This window comes from Streptomyces sp. NBC_00075 (assembly GCF_045041225.1).
GTDB classification, from domain to species: Bacteria; Actinomycetota; Actinomycetes; order Streptomycetales; family Streptomycetaceae; genus Streptomyces; species Streptomyces adonidis.
Window position 1 is genome coordinate 10,198,773 of the sequence record NZ_CP108243.1, and the last position, 14,126, is coordinate 10,212,898.

The following is a 14,126-nucleotide window of genomic DNA, read 5'->3' on the forward strand; positions in this document are numbered from 1 at the left end:
ACGCTGGAGAGGCTCTCCGATCAGTCGCGGGCAGCCACGCTCTCGGTGGTCGTGTTCTCCTGCTGCTGAAGGGACTTGGCGACGACGACGGACTGGCTCGGCCTCCGGGTGCGCAGCCCGGGGAGTGTGACCAGCAGGCCGACGAGGGCGATGCCCGTCACCACGATCAGGCCGGGGCGGTAGGCGTCGAGGACCGCCTGCGGTGAGGGGTTGTCGGGCGTGCCCGCGGTGACGACCGCCGTCACGACGGCCAGGAAGATCGCGCCGCCCACCTGGACCGAGGTGTTCAACAGGCCGGAGACCATGCCCTGTTCATGGTCGTCGACGCCGTTCGTCGCCTGGATGTTGAGCGACGGGAAGACCAGTGCGAAGGCCCCGCCGATCAGCACCATCGACGGCAGGATCAGGGTGACGTAGCTCGGGTCGAGGCTTACGCGCAGGAACAGGGCGTACCCGGTGATCATCAGGGCGAAGCCCGTCACGATCAGCCGCTGGGTGCCGAACCGGTCGACGATCGCCCCCATCTTCGTCGCGGACAGGGCGACGATGGCGCCTGCGGGCAGGAAGGCGAGCGCCGTGTGCAGCGCCGACCAGCCGAGCAGCGACTGGAGGAACAGGGTGACCAGGAACTGGAATCCGACGTACGAGCCGAAGAGCGCCATCGCACCGAGCTGGGCGCGGATCTGGGGTCCTGAGCGCAGCACGCCGAGCCGGATCAGCGGTCCGGCGGAGCGCTGCTCGACGCGGACGAAGACGGTCAGCAACACGGCGACGGCGAGGAAGGAGAGCAGCGTGCGGGCCGAGCCCCAGCCGACCTCCGGGGCCTGGACGACGGTGAAGACCAGCAGCAGCATCGAGGCGGTGCCGAGGATCGCGCCGGGGATGTCGTAGCCGTTGTGGTCCTTCTCGCGTGCGCTGCGCGGCAGCAGCTTCAGGCCCGCGATCAGGGCGAGTACGGCGACCGGCGCGGGCAGCAGCATGGTCAGGCGCCAACTCGCCTCGGTGAGCAGGCCGGAGAGGACCAGACCCATCGAGAAGCCGGTGGCCGCGCAGGTGGTGTAGATGGACAGGGCCCGGTTGCGCAGCGGGCCTTCGGCGAAGGTCGTGGTGATGATGGACAGGCCGGCCGGGGCGGTGAAGGCGGCGCTGAGTCCCTTGATGAAGCGGCTGGCGATCAGCAGCGGGCCCGAGTCGACGAGTCCGCCGAGCAGCGAGGCCAGCGCGAAGACACCGAGGGCCACCAGGAACACCTGACGGCGGCCGAGCAGGTCGGCGGTCCTGCCGCCGAGGAGCAGGAGTCCGCCGTATCCCAGGATGTAGCCGCTGACGATCCATTGCAGCGTCGAGGTGGAGAGGCCGAGTTCGGAGCCGATGGACGGGAGCGCGACGCCGACCATCGACACGTCCAGCGCGTCCAGGAACATCGCGGCGCAGAGCACCAGCAGGGTGCCCCACAGGCGGGGAGTCCAGCGTCCGTCGGACGCTGGGGTGGTGAGCGGAGAGGTCATGACGAAGACAGTACATGCGCATGCATTGAATGCAAGAGCATTTAATGTTGACGCAACAAACTCCGGTCGGTGTCAGATGACGGCGGACTTCTCCTCCCAGAGTGCGGCGAGCGCGGGGTCGCCGGTCACGGCGGGGAACGGCTGCCGGTTCCACAGGGCCAGGTAGAGGGCGGCGGCCGGGCCGGTCACCTCGCAATCCGCCTCCGGACCGGTGGTGCGTTCGGCCGCCGGGGGTTCCGACGACAGTCGTACGGTCCACACCGCGTCGTCCCTGTCGGTCGCCCGGACCCGTAGTGTCCGGGGCTCGTCCGTGCGGACTCGGCTCTTCGCGCGGGCGTGGAAGCCGCGCAGCAGCTCGTCGATGCCGTCAGCGGCGAAGTCCGGGGCGAGCGGGGTGGGCGCGACGCCGAGGGCGGACTCGGCGTCCACCCGGTGGACGGCCGTCTCATGGGCCTGGCGACGGGCCCAGAACGCGAGGGGCGAGGGGGCGGGCAGAAAGCTCCAGCACTCGACGTCGGGCGGGGCCGAGGCGAGGGTGTCGACGAGGGTGCGATGGCCCTCCCGGAACCAGGTGAGCAGCGCGCTGCCGTCGAGGTCGGGCAGGTCGCCGAAGGGGGACGGCGACGTGTGCCGCTCGGCGACGTACGCGGTTGCCCAGCGGTGCACCGCACCTGTGTGCAGCACCAGGTCGCGCACCGCCCAGCCCGGGCAGGTCGGCACTTTGGCTCCGGTGCCCGCCCGTTCGGCGGCAGCGGCGAGCAACTGGCCCTCCGTGTCGAGGATTTCCATGAATCGCGCGGTCTCGATCAATGCGGTCTCCATTCGGGATTGCGGTGGTTCGCCAGGTCCTGTCGGCCTAGCTCAGGAACGCTTCGGCGGTCGCCGCGAACTGCTTCGCGTCGTCCAGCCACGGGAAGTGTCCGGCGCCGGGCTGGACGATCAGTTCGGCGTGCGGGAACAGGCCCGGGATCTCGGTCATCGCGGGTGGTGGGGAGTTGAGGTCGACCTCCCCGGCCAGTACGAGGACCGGTGAGGCGAGGCGGGCGAGTGCCGCCCGGGTGGCTGCCGGGTCGAAGGCGCCCTCGGAGGCGAAGACGGCCGCGGCCTCGTCGTTGCGCTGCCGGTCCTCCGCGGCGCGGTGGGCGCGGGCGGCCTCGTCCCAACGGCCGTACCAGAAGGGGGCGATGGCCTGGAAGGTGTCGGCGCTCGCCTGTCCGGCGACGAGCGCCTCCAGGGCCGCGAACGCCTCCGGGAACCAGGGCTGGTCCCGGCGCAGTCGTGCCGTCGCGACGCGGACGTCCCCGGCGATGGTGATGCCGAGTGCCAGGACGCTCGGGGTGATCAGCGCGAGCCTGCCGACGCGCTCGGGGTGACGGGCGGCGTACAGCAGGGCCAGGTTCGTGCCGGCGGAGTGGCCGAGCAGGTCCAGCCGGTCGAGGCCCAGGTGCTCGCGCAGGGCCTCGACGTCGGCGACGAGGCGGTCGCAGCGGTAGGACGCGGGGTCCTGCGGTACGGCCGAGCGGCCGGTGCCACGGAGGTCGAGCATGATCAGGCGGCGGTGCGCGGACAGGCCTCCGAGGTCCCCGAGATAGACGGAGTCCTGCATCGGGCCGCCGGGCAGACAGACCAGCGGCGGCCCGTCCCGCTCCTCGCCGAGCACTCGACAGGCCAGCTCGGTTCCGTCGTACGCGGTGAAGTGCGTGGGGGAGGGTGCGGGGGAAGCGGACATGGCCGGGACTCTCGCAGGGGTGCTGCGGTCCGGCAACCGGGTTTCGTGGCGTGGTCGTGGGCAGGGAGCGACTGTTGGCTGCGCGGTGGTGCGGGCCGTGCCGTGAAGCGCCGACGCGCGATTGTCAGTGGTGGGTGTCAGGCTGATGGCACAACGATCTGCGAAAGGGAATCGCCGTGATCACCACCGACCTCGCTCCCGGCTCCCCCTGTTGGCTCGACCTCGGTACCCCCGATGTCCCCGCCGCCGCGGCCTTCTACGGCGCTGTGCTCGGCTGGGAGTACGAGTCCATGGGCGCGGGGGAGGACATGGAAGGCGGGATGTTCCGGAAGGACGGCAAGGTCGTCGCCGGGCTCGGCAAGCTGACGGAGGAAGGCGCTCGCTCGGCCTGGATGATCTACTACAGCGTCACCGACGCGGACGCCACGACCCAGGCCGTGGAGCGCGCGGGCGGCACGGTGCGGCTGGCGCCGAGAGACCTCGACGACTGGGGGCGGATGGCCCAGTTCAGCGACCCGCTGGGGGGCCAGTTCGCGGTCTGGCAGGCGGGCAAGAACTCGGGGTTCGAGCTGGCCGACGCACCGGGCTCCCTGACCTGGACCGAGCTGTACACGCGTGACGCGGCTGCCGCCAAGGAGTTCTACGGCGGTGTCTTCGACTGGTGGTACAGCGAGATGGAGATGCCGGGCGGCGGGGGCGCGTACACCCTCATCACCGCTCCCGGGCTTCCCGAGGAGCGTATGCAGGGCGGCCTCATGCAGGTCCGCGAGGAGGATCTCGCCCTGGCGGACGGGCGGCCGTACTGGCATCCGGTCTTCGCGGTCACCGACTGCGACGCCGCGGTCGCCGAGGTCACCAAGCACGGCGGCAGTGTGCAGATGGGGCCCGTGGACGCGGAGGGTGTCGGCCGGCTGGCCGTGTGCCTCGATCCGGCGAACGCGGACTTCGTGGTGCTGGCCCCGGCCGAGGGCTGAGCCCACGAGGGCCGGGACCGGGGGGCCTGGGCCGGGGGCGACCCTGCGAGCCGAGGAACCCGGGCGGGGTGACCCCTGGCCTGGGCATCGTGCGTGACCCCGGCGGCACGGCGTTGTCCGCGCGCCGCCGGGACGAAACCGTCCGGCCCGTGTGTCGAAACGGTCGTCGGCGGCGGCCACGACACCCTGGGGAAGTCTCGGCCCCGGACATCACGACACCGATGTCGCACGCCGGGTGACGAAGCCGATCACGGCTGCCGTCGCGGCCAGTGCCGCGACGCTGGTGAGGGCGGCGGGGAGTGAGAACCACTCCGCCATGAACCCGATGGCGGGTGGCCCCAGAAGCATGCCGCCATAGCCGAGCGTGGACGCGACCGCGACTCCGTCGGGGCCTGCCAGCGCGCCCGCGCGTTCGACGGCGACGGGGAAGAGATTGGCGAGACCGAGCCCGGTGATCACGAAGCCGACGAGCGCCACCCACAGGGACGGGGCGAGCGCACCCAGGAGCATGCCGACGGCCGCGGTCGAACCGCCGGATATCAACGTACGGGTCTGGCCCAGCCGTTCGAGCAGCCTCGTACCGGTGAGCCGGCCGATGGTCATGGCGAGCGCGAAGCAGGAGTAGCCGACGGCCGCGACGCCCGGAGAGGCGTGCAGATCCTGTTCGAGGTGCAGGGCGCTCCAGTCGGCGAGGGCACCTTCGCCGTAGGCCGTGCACAGGGCGATCAGACCGAAGACGATGACGAGTCCACGGGTGTGGGTGTCCAGGCGCTGCGGCACCGCTTCCTTCTGCTCTGTCTGTACCGCGCTCTCCGGTGCTGCCGGAGGCTGGATGCGCAGCAGGGTGCGGCCCGCCAGGGCGGTGACGAACAGTCCGATCACGGTGAGGCCGAGCAGGTGTCGCGTGGGGGACAGCGCCCCGGCCACGAGTCCGCCGAGCCCGGCGCCGATCATGCCGCCGAGACTGAACGCGGCGTGGAAGCTGGGCATGATCGGCCGGCGCAGGACCCGCACCAGGTCGACGGCGGCGCTGTTGAAGGCGACGTTGATGCCGCCGAAGGCCATGCCGAAGATCAGCAGGACGGCGCCGAGTGCCGGGGCGGAGTGGGTCAGCGGAGGCAGGGCGACGCTGAGACAGAGGAGGACGGCGCAGGCGACGGTGACCCGGTGGTTGCCGTAGCGCCGGCAGAGGCGGCCGGTGAGGATCATCGTGACGACGGCTCCGCCGGAGACGCCGAGGAGGGCGAGGCCCAAGGCGCCGGCGGAGGCGTCGGTCTGTTCCTTGATGGCCGGGATACGGACGACCCAGCCGGCGAAGACGAAGCCGTCGAGGGCGAAGAACACGGTGAGGGCGAGGCGGAGCCGGGTGAGGTCGTGGCCCGGCACGGCGTTGTGCGTTCGGGCTTTGTTTATTTGCGGCACAAAATCAGGCTAGGGGGCTGATCGAGGTGGAGCAAGGGAGCCGCCGGCCCCCGAGGCGCCCCTGACGGTCCCTCACCACTCAGCGGGACCTGTCTTTGGCCGCCGGTCCAGGGCGCTCTCACGCTCCGAGTCGAACCGGTCCTCCCATCGGGAGCAGCGGCCCAGTCCCCGGGCCGGTTCCTTCCGTTCCTTCCGTCGGAGAGACCTTCAGAGCAGGGCGCTCACTCCCCACCGCCCAACTGAGAGAGACCGAGATGTCGGCATCTCCAGAAACCAGTACCGGTGTCCGCCGCCCCTTCCGTCCCCTCCCCGTTCTCCTAGGACTTCTGGTCCTCGCGGGCGCCGTCAGCGGCTTCGCGGCGACCGCGATGTCGCCGAACCCTTCGGCCGCCATGTCGAGGAGCATCGTGAGATTCGTGCGCGTCAGTCCGATGCGGGCAACGGTTTGGCGCTCTTCACGGTCAGGGGCACGCCGCCGAGGGCGAGGGTGCCCTGGCCGGGTCTGGTGCACAGCAGTTCGACCGTGCCGTCCTCGGTGGCGTAGCGCTTGCCGAGGAGGGTTCCGGCCGACTGGGCGGGGTCGAGGGGCTGTCCGGTGCCGGGGTCGTCCTGTGCGGGGTCGACCATCGGCGCGCCTCCGCAGGTCACTTGCCGGTCTCCTGCTGCCCAGCGGACGACGACCACGCTGGTGCTGTCCACCGTGCTCGCGAGCATCATCCCGATGCCGATCCGTGGTGTCATCGCGATTTGTTCCTTCCTTTCTTCTTCGTTCTAGCGGGTCGGTGTCCGGCCGATGATCCCGTCGGCTTCCAGCGCGGCGATCTCCCGCTCCGTGAGCCCGAGTTCGGTCAGCAGGGCGTGGTTGTGCTCGCCGAGCAGCGGGGCACGGCGTACGCGGTCGTGGGAGAGCCGTACCGGCCAAGTGCTGTAGCGAGCGGGGCCGTTGACGGGGTGGTCGACCTCCTCGAAGAAGCCGCGGAACCGCAACTGCTCCAACTCGGCCTGGCGGTGCGGTTGCAGTACCTTGCCCACCGGGACACCGGCCGGCCAGAGACGGTCGACGATCTCGTCCGCGCCGCGCTCACCGCACCAGGCCGCGAGATGCCCGTCGATGGCGTCGTGGTGCGAGTGGCGCCCGTCGACCGTGGACAGGTCCGGGTCCATCGTCCAGTCGGGGCGGCCGAGGGCGTCGCTCAGCGCCTCCCACTGGCCGTCCGTGGCCACGGCGATCGCCACCCAGGAGTCCCTGCCGCCGAACTCGTCGGTGTCCGCGGTGAGATAGAGGTTCTGCGGGGCCGCCGTCGGTCCCCGGTTCCCGGCCCGTTCAAGGAGCGCGCCGTAGGCCGAGTACTCGATGACCTGTTCGGCGGCCACGTTGAGCGCGGCGTCGACCATCGCCGCCTCCACCAGCGCTCCTTCGCCGGTGCGGCGCCGGTGCTCCAGGGCCAGCAGGAGGCCGTTCAGCGCGTGGACGCCCGCGTTCGGGTCGCCGATCGAGTAGGGCTCGACCGGATTCCCGTCGGGGTGGCCGGTGAGCCAGGTCAGTCCTGCCGCGTCCTCGATGACGTAGGCGAAGGCGGCGTTGTCGCGCCACGGTCCGTCGAGGCCGAAGCCGGGCATGCGGACCATGATGGTGTCGGGGCGGGCGGCGCGTACCGCCTCGTAGTCCAGGCCGAGTTGGTCCAGGACCCGCGGGGTGTAGTTCTCGACGATCACGTCACAGGTCGCGGCGAGCCTGCGCAGCAGGTCCCGGCCCTGTTCGGTCCGGAAGTCGAGCGTCAGGCTCTTCTTGCCGGTGTTGAGGCCCGCGAAGATCGGCGACCTCTCCCACCACTGGTCCACGGACGGCGGTACGCCCGCGATCAGGCGGGTTCCGTCGGGTCGCGAGGTGGATTCCAGGTGGATCACCTCGGCGCCGAGCAGGGAGAGGGCGTGCGTGCAGGAGGGGCCGGCCCAGAAGGCCGTCATGTCCAGGACCCTCAGGCCGCTGAACGACAGTCCGGTGTCCTCCTTGCCAGGCGCGCGCTGTGCGACCCGGCGGCTCTCGGTGTGCTCGCCGAGGCGGGGAGCCGGGGCCGCGGGCCGTAGTCGGGCGGGCTCCAGGCGGAAGGGAGGAGCGGGCTGGAGGAAGCCGTCGCGCGGGTTGGGCAGGAAGCTCCGGCGCGCCTCGAAGTGGTCCATGCCCGGAGCGTTGGCACCATTGACCACAGCGGAGTTGGGGATGCGGAACGCCGTGGCCAGCTCGCGGATCTCGGCGACCGTCCGGCCGGAGATCCACTCCTGGACGACCGGCGCGACCTCGGTGGCCCGTTGGACTATCGAGAAGGGGTTCTTCTCGTCGATCCACTCGGGGTGGCCGACCATCGCACAGAAGTCGAAGAACTGCTGGGCCGTCGAACAGCCCAGCGCCACGAGTCCGTCCTTGGCGGTGGCCACGCCCGGCATGTTCAGTCTGCGGGTCCGCTGCCACGGGCGGTCCAGCATGTCCCAGAACGTCACCGGGTGGTAGGTCAGGGACAGGACATGGGCTTCGAGCATGGAGAGGTCGACCAGTTCGCCCGTGCCGGGCGTGCGCAGTCGTACCGCCATCGTCGCGGCGGCGGCGTACGCCCCTGACACCCAGTCACCGGCCCGGCCCCCGACGAAGACCGGCGCCAGGTCCGGCGCGCCGCGCCCCAGTCCGATGATGCCGCCGGACCAGGCCTGGAGGGTGAACTCGGTGGCGGCGCGGTCGCGCCACGGTCCCTCAAGACCGAACGGCGTGATCGACGTGACCACGAGGTGAGGGTGGGTGCGGTGGATCTCCTGCGGGGACAGCGGCGAGCCCGGCGACCACACCACGACGTCCGCCGATTCCAGGAGCCCTCGTATCAGGTCCGGTTCGCCGACCACGCTCTCCTTCGAGCAGGCCAGGAAGCTGAACAGGGCGCCGTCGTCGCCGGGTTCGATCGTGGCGCCGGACGCCGACCACCGTCGTAGCGGATCGCCTTGCGGCGACTCGACCTTGACGACCTCCGCACCGCCGTCGGCCAGCAGTTTCGTGCAGTAGGCGCCGGGGATGCCCGTGGACAGGTCCACGACGAGACAGCCGCTGAGCGGCGGTTCGACGGGAGCCGCACTCATGAGCCGCCGTCTTCCCGCTTGCGTCCCGACCTGCTGAGGCGGAAGTCCGGCGGGAACCGGTCGTCATTGCCCCTGACCGCGTTGGCGATCCCCCCGTCGACCGTCTCCTCGTCGAGCATCAGGTCGTTGCCGTCGGCCCTGGCGATGCCACCGATCGACTCGAAGAGACCCGTGAGCAGCGAGCCCATGTACTCGCCCTGGTGTTGTTTGAAGATCTCGAAGAAGACCTTCTGCATGAACACCGTGTCGGTTGGCCGGGTGCGCGCGCAGGCCAGTGCGTACTTCTCCACCTCCGCCTCCAACTCGCCCCGGGGGACGACGCTGTTGAGGAAGTTGCACTCGTACATCTCCTGCGCGGTGAACGGCCTGCCGGTGAAGACCATCTCCTGGAACTTCCGCAGGCCCATCGTCTGCGCCCAGGTCCACATCCGGGGCGCCCAGCCGATGTACCGGAAGGAGGGATGGCCGAAGAGGGCGTCGTCGGAGGAGATCACCAGGTCGGCGTCGGCGGCCTGGTAGAAGTGCCAGCCGTAGCAGTAGCCCTTGACCTCCAGGATGCTGATCTTCTTGAAGTCCTGGAGGCTGCGGCAGCCGCCCGGGGGAGTCGCGTACCACTGGGCGGGGGTGCCGCCGTAGCGGTAGGAGTCCTTGGGCGGATAGCGGACGTCGTCGTCCTCGCCGATGCCCTGCTCCGCCAGGAGCGGTCCGGCGGTGGGCGCGGCGTGCATCTCCATCGTCTCCGCGATGTCGGCGCCCGAGCCGAGGTCGTCGCCGACGCCCCGGATCACCAGGACCTTCACCTCGTCGTCCACGTTGGCCCGGTGCAGCAGCTGCGCGAAGCGCAACCGGGCCGCCGCGGTAGGGGCGTTGAGGGCGTCGGGCCGGTCCAGGGTGAGCGTGGCGATCTTCGTCTTGGGGTCCTTCTCGTAGCGGATGATCTCCTCCGCCGAGGGACGCGTGGTGTCAGCCATGTACTGGGGTCCTTTCCCCGGCTGTGCGAGGGCGGGTCGGGGTCGTGGGGCTCCGGCCCCGACCCGCCGGACTAGGGTTTCCAGACGGGGCTCGACGTGAGCAGCTCGGCTCCGTCGTCGGTGATCAGCACGGCCTGCCGTCCCAGGACGGCTCCTACGCCCTCCTGCCAGACGTAGCCGGTGACGGCCAGCGCCATGCCGGGTTCGAGCCTTTCCTCGGCGGCCGTGGCCGGCAGGCCGGAGGCGACCACGGGCGGGTCGAAACCCAGGCCCAGGCCACGGGCGACGGGCATCGGGGGCAGCGGCTCGCCGACCGTGTCGTAGGCGGCTAGCAGGTCGTCGGCCGGTGCGCCGGGACGGCAGGCGTCGAGGAGCCGGGCCCACAGTTCGTCCCACCGCCCGTACAGGGAACCCGGGTTCCCGCCTTCGGCCGGCCACGTACGCGCGACCTCGCCGATGTATCCACCGGCCACCACTCCCGAGGTGAAGGCCACGAGGTCGCCCGCGCCCACCCGCCGGTCACCGTTCACCTTCCGCCACGGGTGTTCCCGGGAGGTCACCCAGGCCACCTCCTGGGTCGCGGGGGTGCTCACGCCTCCGGCTGCGGCTGCCTCCAGCAGTACGCCGGACAGGTGCTGCTCGGTGACGCCCGGCCGCAGCTCGGCAACCGCCTTGGCCAGACTGGCCTCGGCCACTCCGACGGCCTCCCTGAGGGCCACCACCTCCTCGGGCGTCTTGACCTGGCGGGCGGCACGCATGGCCGGTTCACCGTCGACCAGCTCGGCGGCGGGGAAGGCGTAGGGCAGCAGTTGGGCGAAGGTGGGCGAGATGGTGTCCGTGCCCACCCGCCGTGCCGTGGCCGTTCCCTCGATGCCCTGGAGTGCGGTCACCCAGTTCATGGGGTTCCAGGTCAGGCCGTAGAGGTGCTCCCGGGGGATGTCGTCGGGCACCCCCTCGTCCCAGGTCATGAGGGCGTGGACGGCTCCGGTCGCGCGGACCACCACTGCGCCGGGGAAGAAGGGATGGGTCCCCGCCGTCCAGAGCCCCGGGGACCCGGTGACGTAACGGACGTTGGCCATGCGGGCGAGGACGAGGATGTCGAGGTCGTGGGCTTCCATGTGTGCCAGCGCGCGTTCCCGCCGCCCGAGGCGGAGAGCGCGGTCGTCCGGCAGGACCTCAGTGGCCATAGGGGGCGTAGGTGTAGTCGGTCAGGGCCGTGAAGCCCTCGTCCTCGATCACGAGGACCTCCTCGCTGCGGTAGCCGCCGGTGCCGTCCTCCCAGACGACGGGTTCGAGAACGAGCACCATGCCTGCCTGGAGCACCAGTTGCTCGTCGAACTCCTCGCCCAGGTCGGTGCCGACGAAGGGCATCTCGGCGGGGTCGGTGCCCATGCCGTGGGCCAGGTAGAAGTGGGGGAGCCAGGGCTTCGTACCGCCGTTCGCGGTGATGGCGGCCCGGGTGAGGTCGGAGGCGGTGGCGCCCGCCCGCAGTACGTTCTTCACCGCGGAGTGGATCTCCCACCACCTGCCGAACTGTGCCTGCTGGCGCGGGTCCGGATCCTGCCCGACGATCCAGGTCCGGCCGAAGTCCGAGCAGTATCCGGCGTAGCCGATGCTCACGTCGGTCCACAGCACGTCGCCCCTGGCCAGCTCCCGCTCGGTCGTCAGCAGTGGAAGGGCGAGGTCGCCGTGGGTGGTCCACACGCCGGCCTCCCTGGACTCCGGCATCACCTGCCAGATGGGGTCGAGTACGTTCGCCTGGGCGCCGTGCTCGTAGGCCTGGCGGACGAAGCCGGCCGACAGGTCGATCTGGCGCATCCCGGGCGCCAGGGACCCCGCGATGTCGGCCATGGCCCGCTCGGTGATCCGCAGGGCGGTACGGATGCAGGCCAGTTCGTCGGGGGTCTTGATCAGCTTCGCCGCCGCCAGGACGAGTGCGGCGTCACTCGGAGGCCCGCCCGGGAAGAGCGACTTCTCCGCTCTGCGCATCGCCCCGGTCAGCTCGTCGGCCGCCACCGTCGCTCCGGCGGGCACGAGGTCGGAGATGACGCCCGCGAAGGTCCGTACCCCTTCGTCGTACTCCAGATAGACCGGCGGATGGACGTGGTCGGAGGGCAGCGGCGACTCGGCGGAGGTGCCCTCGCGGAACGGCATGAACAGATGGGCCCACGGGTCGTCCGCCACGACCACGGCGACAGGACGGTCGGCGTGGGCCAGACCGGAGTCGCCGAGCGGCCAGCTCACCCCGGTCGCGTAGCTCACCGCGGTGTTGCCGAGCAGGATCAGGGCGTCGACGCCCTGCTGGGCCATGGCGGCCCGCAGCTTCGCGCCGCGTTCACGGCCCATACGGGCCAGGTCGGGTTCGGACGGGATGTCGATGACGGTCATACCCGCCTCCGTAACAAGGTCGTTGAGCTACAGGCCGAGGTATTCCTTGATGTTGCCGCTGACGATGCGGGCGGCCTGCTCGGGACCGACGGCGTCCACCACCATGGCGACCGACTTCTCCGAGTAGCCGAACGTGCTTTCGTTGTGCGGGTAGTCGGCGGACCACATGACCCGGTCCGCCCCGATGTCCTCCAGCAGCCTGAGCCCGAGCGGGTCGACCATGAACGACGCGTACATGTGGTGGTCCCAGTAGTGCCGGATGTCGTGCTCCAGCGGGCGGTCCAGCATGTGCCGGTAGGAGGCGAGGATGTGCTCGGCGTCCTGGAGAGCGGAGGGCACCCAGTTCGCCCCACCCTCGAACCACCCGATGCGCAGGCCCGGATGACGGTCGAGGACGCCGCCGAAGATGTACTTCGCCCACACCTCCCGAAACGGCGAGACGTTGACGACCATGCCGACGGCGATCGCGTTGGACTCGCAGGGGGCCTTCAGCGTGCTCTCCCCGATGTGGTGCGAGACGGGGAGCCCGGCCTCCTCGATCGCCTCCCAGACGGGGCGCATGGCGGTGCTCGCGTAGTCGACGGGGTTGCCCTCCAGGTCGTTCCCCGCCGACAGCGGCATCAGGAACGTCCTGATCCCGAGGCTCTTGAGCTCCTCCAGGGTCCTGCGCGCACCCGGCCCGTCCCACCAGTTGATGAGCCCGACCCCGTAGAAGCGGCCCTGGGAGCGTTCTTGCAGGCCCGCTAGGTACTCGTTGTAGATCCGGAAGGTCAGCTCCCGGACCTCGGGGTCCGGGTAGAAGAACATCGCCAACAGCGCGTTGGGGAAGGCGAGTTCCCTGTCGATGCCGTCCGAGGAGAGTTCCTCCAGACGGCCGTCGAGGTTGTCCGTGCCGGCGCCCATGAGCGGGTCGTACTGCATGAGGACGCTGCTGAACTCCTTGGGCAGGAACGACTTCCCGCCCATCCCCAACTCGTAGGCGCCGTCCTCGTACCAGATGCGCGGTGCCTGGTCCTTGAGCCGCTCGGGGAACCTCTCGACGAAGATGTCCTCCGCCAGCGAGATGTGGTTGTCGGCGGAGAAGATCTCGGTGCCCGGCGGGAGGTTCAGGGCGCTGCCTGTGTGCCCCTGTCGGTCCTTCGGCGCGCCGAGGCCCTCGGGCGGGTAGAGCGTGTCGGCTTGGCTGGACATCGTCGTCCTCCATCCATGGGTGGTGCTACGAGGTGGTGGCGGCCCGTATCGGCTTCAGGCCCGCAGTGGTTCCGCCGTCGACCGTCAGCACGGTCCCGGTGACGTGCAGTGACCGGTCACCGCCGAGATAGGCGACGGCTTCGGCGACGTCCCGGGGGGTGCCGAGTCGTGCGAGCGGCTGAGTGGCCGCCATGTGGGCGCGGATACGCTCGGTGGTTCCGGCGTCCGCAGTCGCGGAGGCGAGCAGGCCGGTCGGGATGCCGCCCGGCGCCACGCAGTTGACGCGGACGTCGTGGGCGGCGAGGTCCAGCGCCACGCACTTCGTGAAGTGGACGACCGCTGCCTTCGAGGCGCGGTAGGACAACACCCCGGGTCCGGCCTGGACCCCGCCGATGGAACTGACGTTGACGATGGAGCCGCCGCCGTGCGCGGCCATGTGCCGGGCGGCCGACTGCGTACCCGTCATCACGCCGAACAGGTTCACCGAGAGGACGCGCGGGAAATCGGCGAAGTCCTCGTCCAGCAGGCTCTGGTGCATGGCCCCCGAGACGCCGGCGTTGTTGACCATGAGGTGCAGTCCGCCGAACTCCGCCACCGCGAACCCGACGAGTTCCCGGACCTGCCCGGCGACCGCGACGTCCGTCCGGCGGAAGCGGACGTCCGGGCCCAGGTCCGAGGCCAGGGACTTGCCCGACTCCTCGTCGAGATCGGCGATGACGACCCGGGCCCCGTCCTCCAGGAGCCGCTCGACGGTCGCGCGCCCCAGGCCCGCCGCACCGCCGGTCACCACGGCGACTCTTCCCGACAGTTCTTCGGCCAT

12 protein-coding genes are annotated in these 14,126 nt (G+C 70.6%); 1 reads left to right on the plus strand and 11 read right to left on the minus strand.

The window, feature by feature from the left end:
* Positions 1 to 20 precede the first annotated feature (20 nt).
* The 3 genes from OG787_RS44595 to OG787_RS44605 form a co-directional block, all read right to left on the minus strand.
* Complete coding sequence (locus OG787_RS44595) at positions 21 to 1,508, minus strand: MFS transporter (protein WP_405539143.1); 1,488 nt, start codon at positions 1,506 to 1,508, stop codon at positions 21 to 23.
* A gap of 72 nt (positions 1,509 to 1,580) precedes the next feature.
* Positions 1,581 to 2,315, minus strand: a complete 735-nt coding sequence (locus tag OG787_RS44600; protein ID WP_405540764.1) for a maleylpyruvate isomerase family mycothiol-dependent enzyme — start codon at positions 2,313 to 2,315, stop codon at positions 1,581 to 1,583.
* A gap of 49 nt (positions 2,316 to 2,364) precedes the next feature.
* On the minus strand, positions 2,365 to 3,237 hold the full coding sequence (locus OG787_RS44605; RefSeq protein WP_405539145.1) for an alpha/beta fold hydrolase: 873 nt from the start codon (positions 3,235 to 3,237) through the stop codon (positions 2,365 to 2,367).
* Between the two features lie 176 nt (positions 3,238 to 3,413).
* Between OG787_RS44605 and OG787_RS44610 the strand changes: the two genes are divergently transcribed.
* The gene (locus OG787_RS44610) at positions 3,414 to 4,211 is read left to right on the plus strand and encodes a VOC family protein (RefSeq protein WP_369031979.1); all 798 of its coding nucleotides are present in this window, start codon (positions 3,414 to 3,416) and stop codon (positions 4,209 to 4,211) included.
* Between the two features lie 210 nt (positions 4,212 to 4,421).
* Here OG787_RS44610 and OG787_RS44615 read toward each other — a convergent pair whose 3' ends face one another.
* The 8 genes from OG787_RS44615 to OG787_RS44650 all read right to left on the minus strand — a co-directional run bounded on the left by OG787_RS44615 (position 4,422) and on the right by OG787_RS44650 (position 14,126).
* Positions 4,422 to 5,633 (minus strand): MFS transporter, encoded by a 1,212-nt coding sequence (locus OG787_RS44615; protein WP_405539147.1) that lies wholly within the window; start codon positions 5,631 to 5,633, stop codon positions 4,422 to 4,424.
* Positions 5,634 to 6,056: 423 nt separating this feature from the next.
* Positions 6,057 to 6,374: a hypothetical protein gene (locus OG787_RS44620; RefSeq protein WP_369031978.1), complete on the minus strand. Its 318-nt coding sequence runs from the start codon at positions 6,372 to 6,374 to the stop codon at positions 6,057 to 6,059.
* A 30-nt stretch (positions 6,375 to 6,404) separates the two neighbouring features.
* Positions 6,405 to 8,756, minus strand: a complete 2,352-nt coding sequence (locus OG787_RS44625) for a CoA transferase (RefSeq protein WP_405539149.1) — start codon at positions 8,754 to 8,756, stop codon at positions 6,405 to 6,407.
* Positions 8,753 to 9,727, minus strand: coding sequence for an enoyl-CoA hydratase/isomerase family protein (locus tag OG787_RS44630; protein ID WP_405539151.1), 975 nt, complete (start codon positions 9,725 to 9,727; stop codon positions 8,753 to 8,755). Before OG787_RS44630 ends, OG787_RS44625 begins: the two co-directional genes overlap by 4 nt.
* Before the next feature lie 71 nt (positions 9,728 to 9,798).
* Complete coding sequence (locus tag OG787_RS44635; RefSeq protein ID WP_405539153.1) at positions 9,799 to 10,914, minus strand: M24 family metallopeptidase; 1,116 nt, start codon at positions 10,912 to 10,914, stop codon at positions 9,799 to 9,801.
* Positions 10,904 to 12,115 carry a M24 family metallopeptidase gene (locus tag OG787_RS44640; RefSeq protein WP_405539154.1) on the minus strand — a complete coding sequence of 404 codons (1,212 nt, stop codon included), beginning with the start codon at positions 12,113 to 12,115 and terminating at the stop codon, positions 10,904 to 10,906. Before OG787_RS44640 ends, OG787_RS44635 begins: the two co-directional genes overlap by 11 nt.
* A gap of 27 nt (positions 12,116 to 12,142) precedes the next feature.
* Positions 12,143 to 13,306 carry an amidohydrolase family protein gene (locus OG787_RS44645; protein ID WP_405539155.1) on the minus strand — a complete coding sequence of 388 codons (1,164 nt, stop codon included), beginning with the start codon at positions 13,304 to 13,306 and terminating at the stop codon, positions 12,143 to 12,145.
* A gap of 25 nt (positions 13,307 to 13,331) precedes the next feature.
* Complete coding sequence (locus OG787_RS44650; protein ID WP_405539156.1) at positions 13,332 to 14,126, minus strand: SDR family NAD(P)-dependent oxidoreductase; 795 nt, start codon at positions 14,124 to 14,126, stop codon at positions 13,332 to 13,334.

Coding starts and splice junctions, on each gene's coding strand:
- OG787_RS44620 (WP_369031978.1), bottom strand. CDS start 6,374: ATGACACCACGGATCGGCATCGGGATGATGCTCGCGAGCACGGTGGAC.
- OG787_RS44595 (WP_405539143.1), bottom strand. CDS start 1,508: ATGACCTCTCCGCTCACCACCCCAGCGTCCGACGGACGCTGGACTCCC.
- OG787_RS44640 (WP_405539154.1), bottom strand. CDS start 12,115: ATGACCGTCATCGACATCCCGTCCGAACCCGACCTGGCCCGTATGGGC.
- OG787_RS44635 (WP_405539153.1), bottom strand. CDS start 10,914: ATGGCCACTGAGGTCCTGCCGGACGACCGCGCTCTCCGCCTCGGGCGG.
- OG787_RS44645 (WP_405539155.1), bottom strand. CDS start 13,306: ATGTCCAGCCAAGCCGACACGCTCTACCCGCCCGAGGGCCTCGGCGCG.
- OG787_RS44630 (WP_405539151.1), bottom strand. CDS start 9,727: ATGGCTGACACCACGCGTCCCTCGGCGGAGGAGATCATCCGCTACGAG.
- OG787_RS44605 (WP_405539145.1), bottom strand. CDS start 3,237: ATGTCCGCTTCCCCCGCACCCTCCCCCACGCACTTCACCGCGTACGAC.
- OG787_RS44625 (WP_405539149.1), bottom strand. CDS start 8,756: ATGAGTGCGGCTCCCGTCGAACCGCCGCTCAGCGGCTGTCTCGTCGTG.
- OG787_RS44650 (WP_405539156.1), bottom strand. CDS start 14,126: ATGGCCGAAGAACTGTCGGGAAGAGTCGCCGTGGTGACCGGCGGTGCG.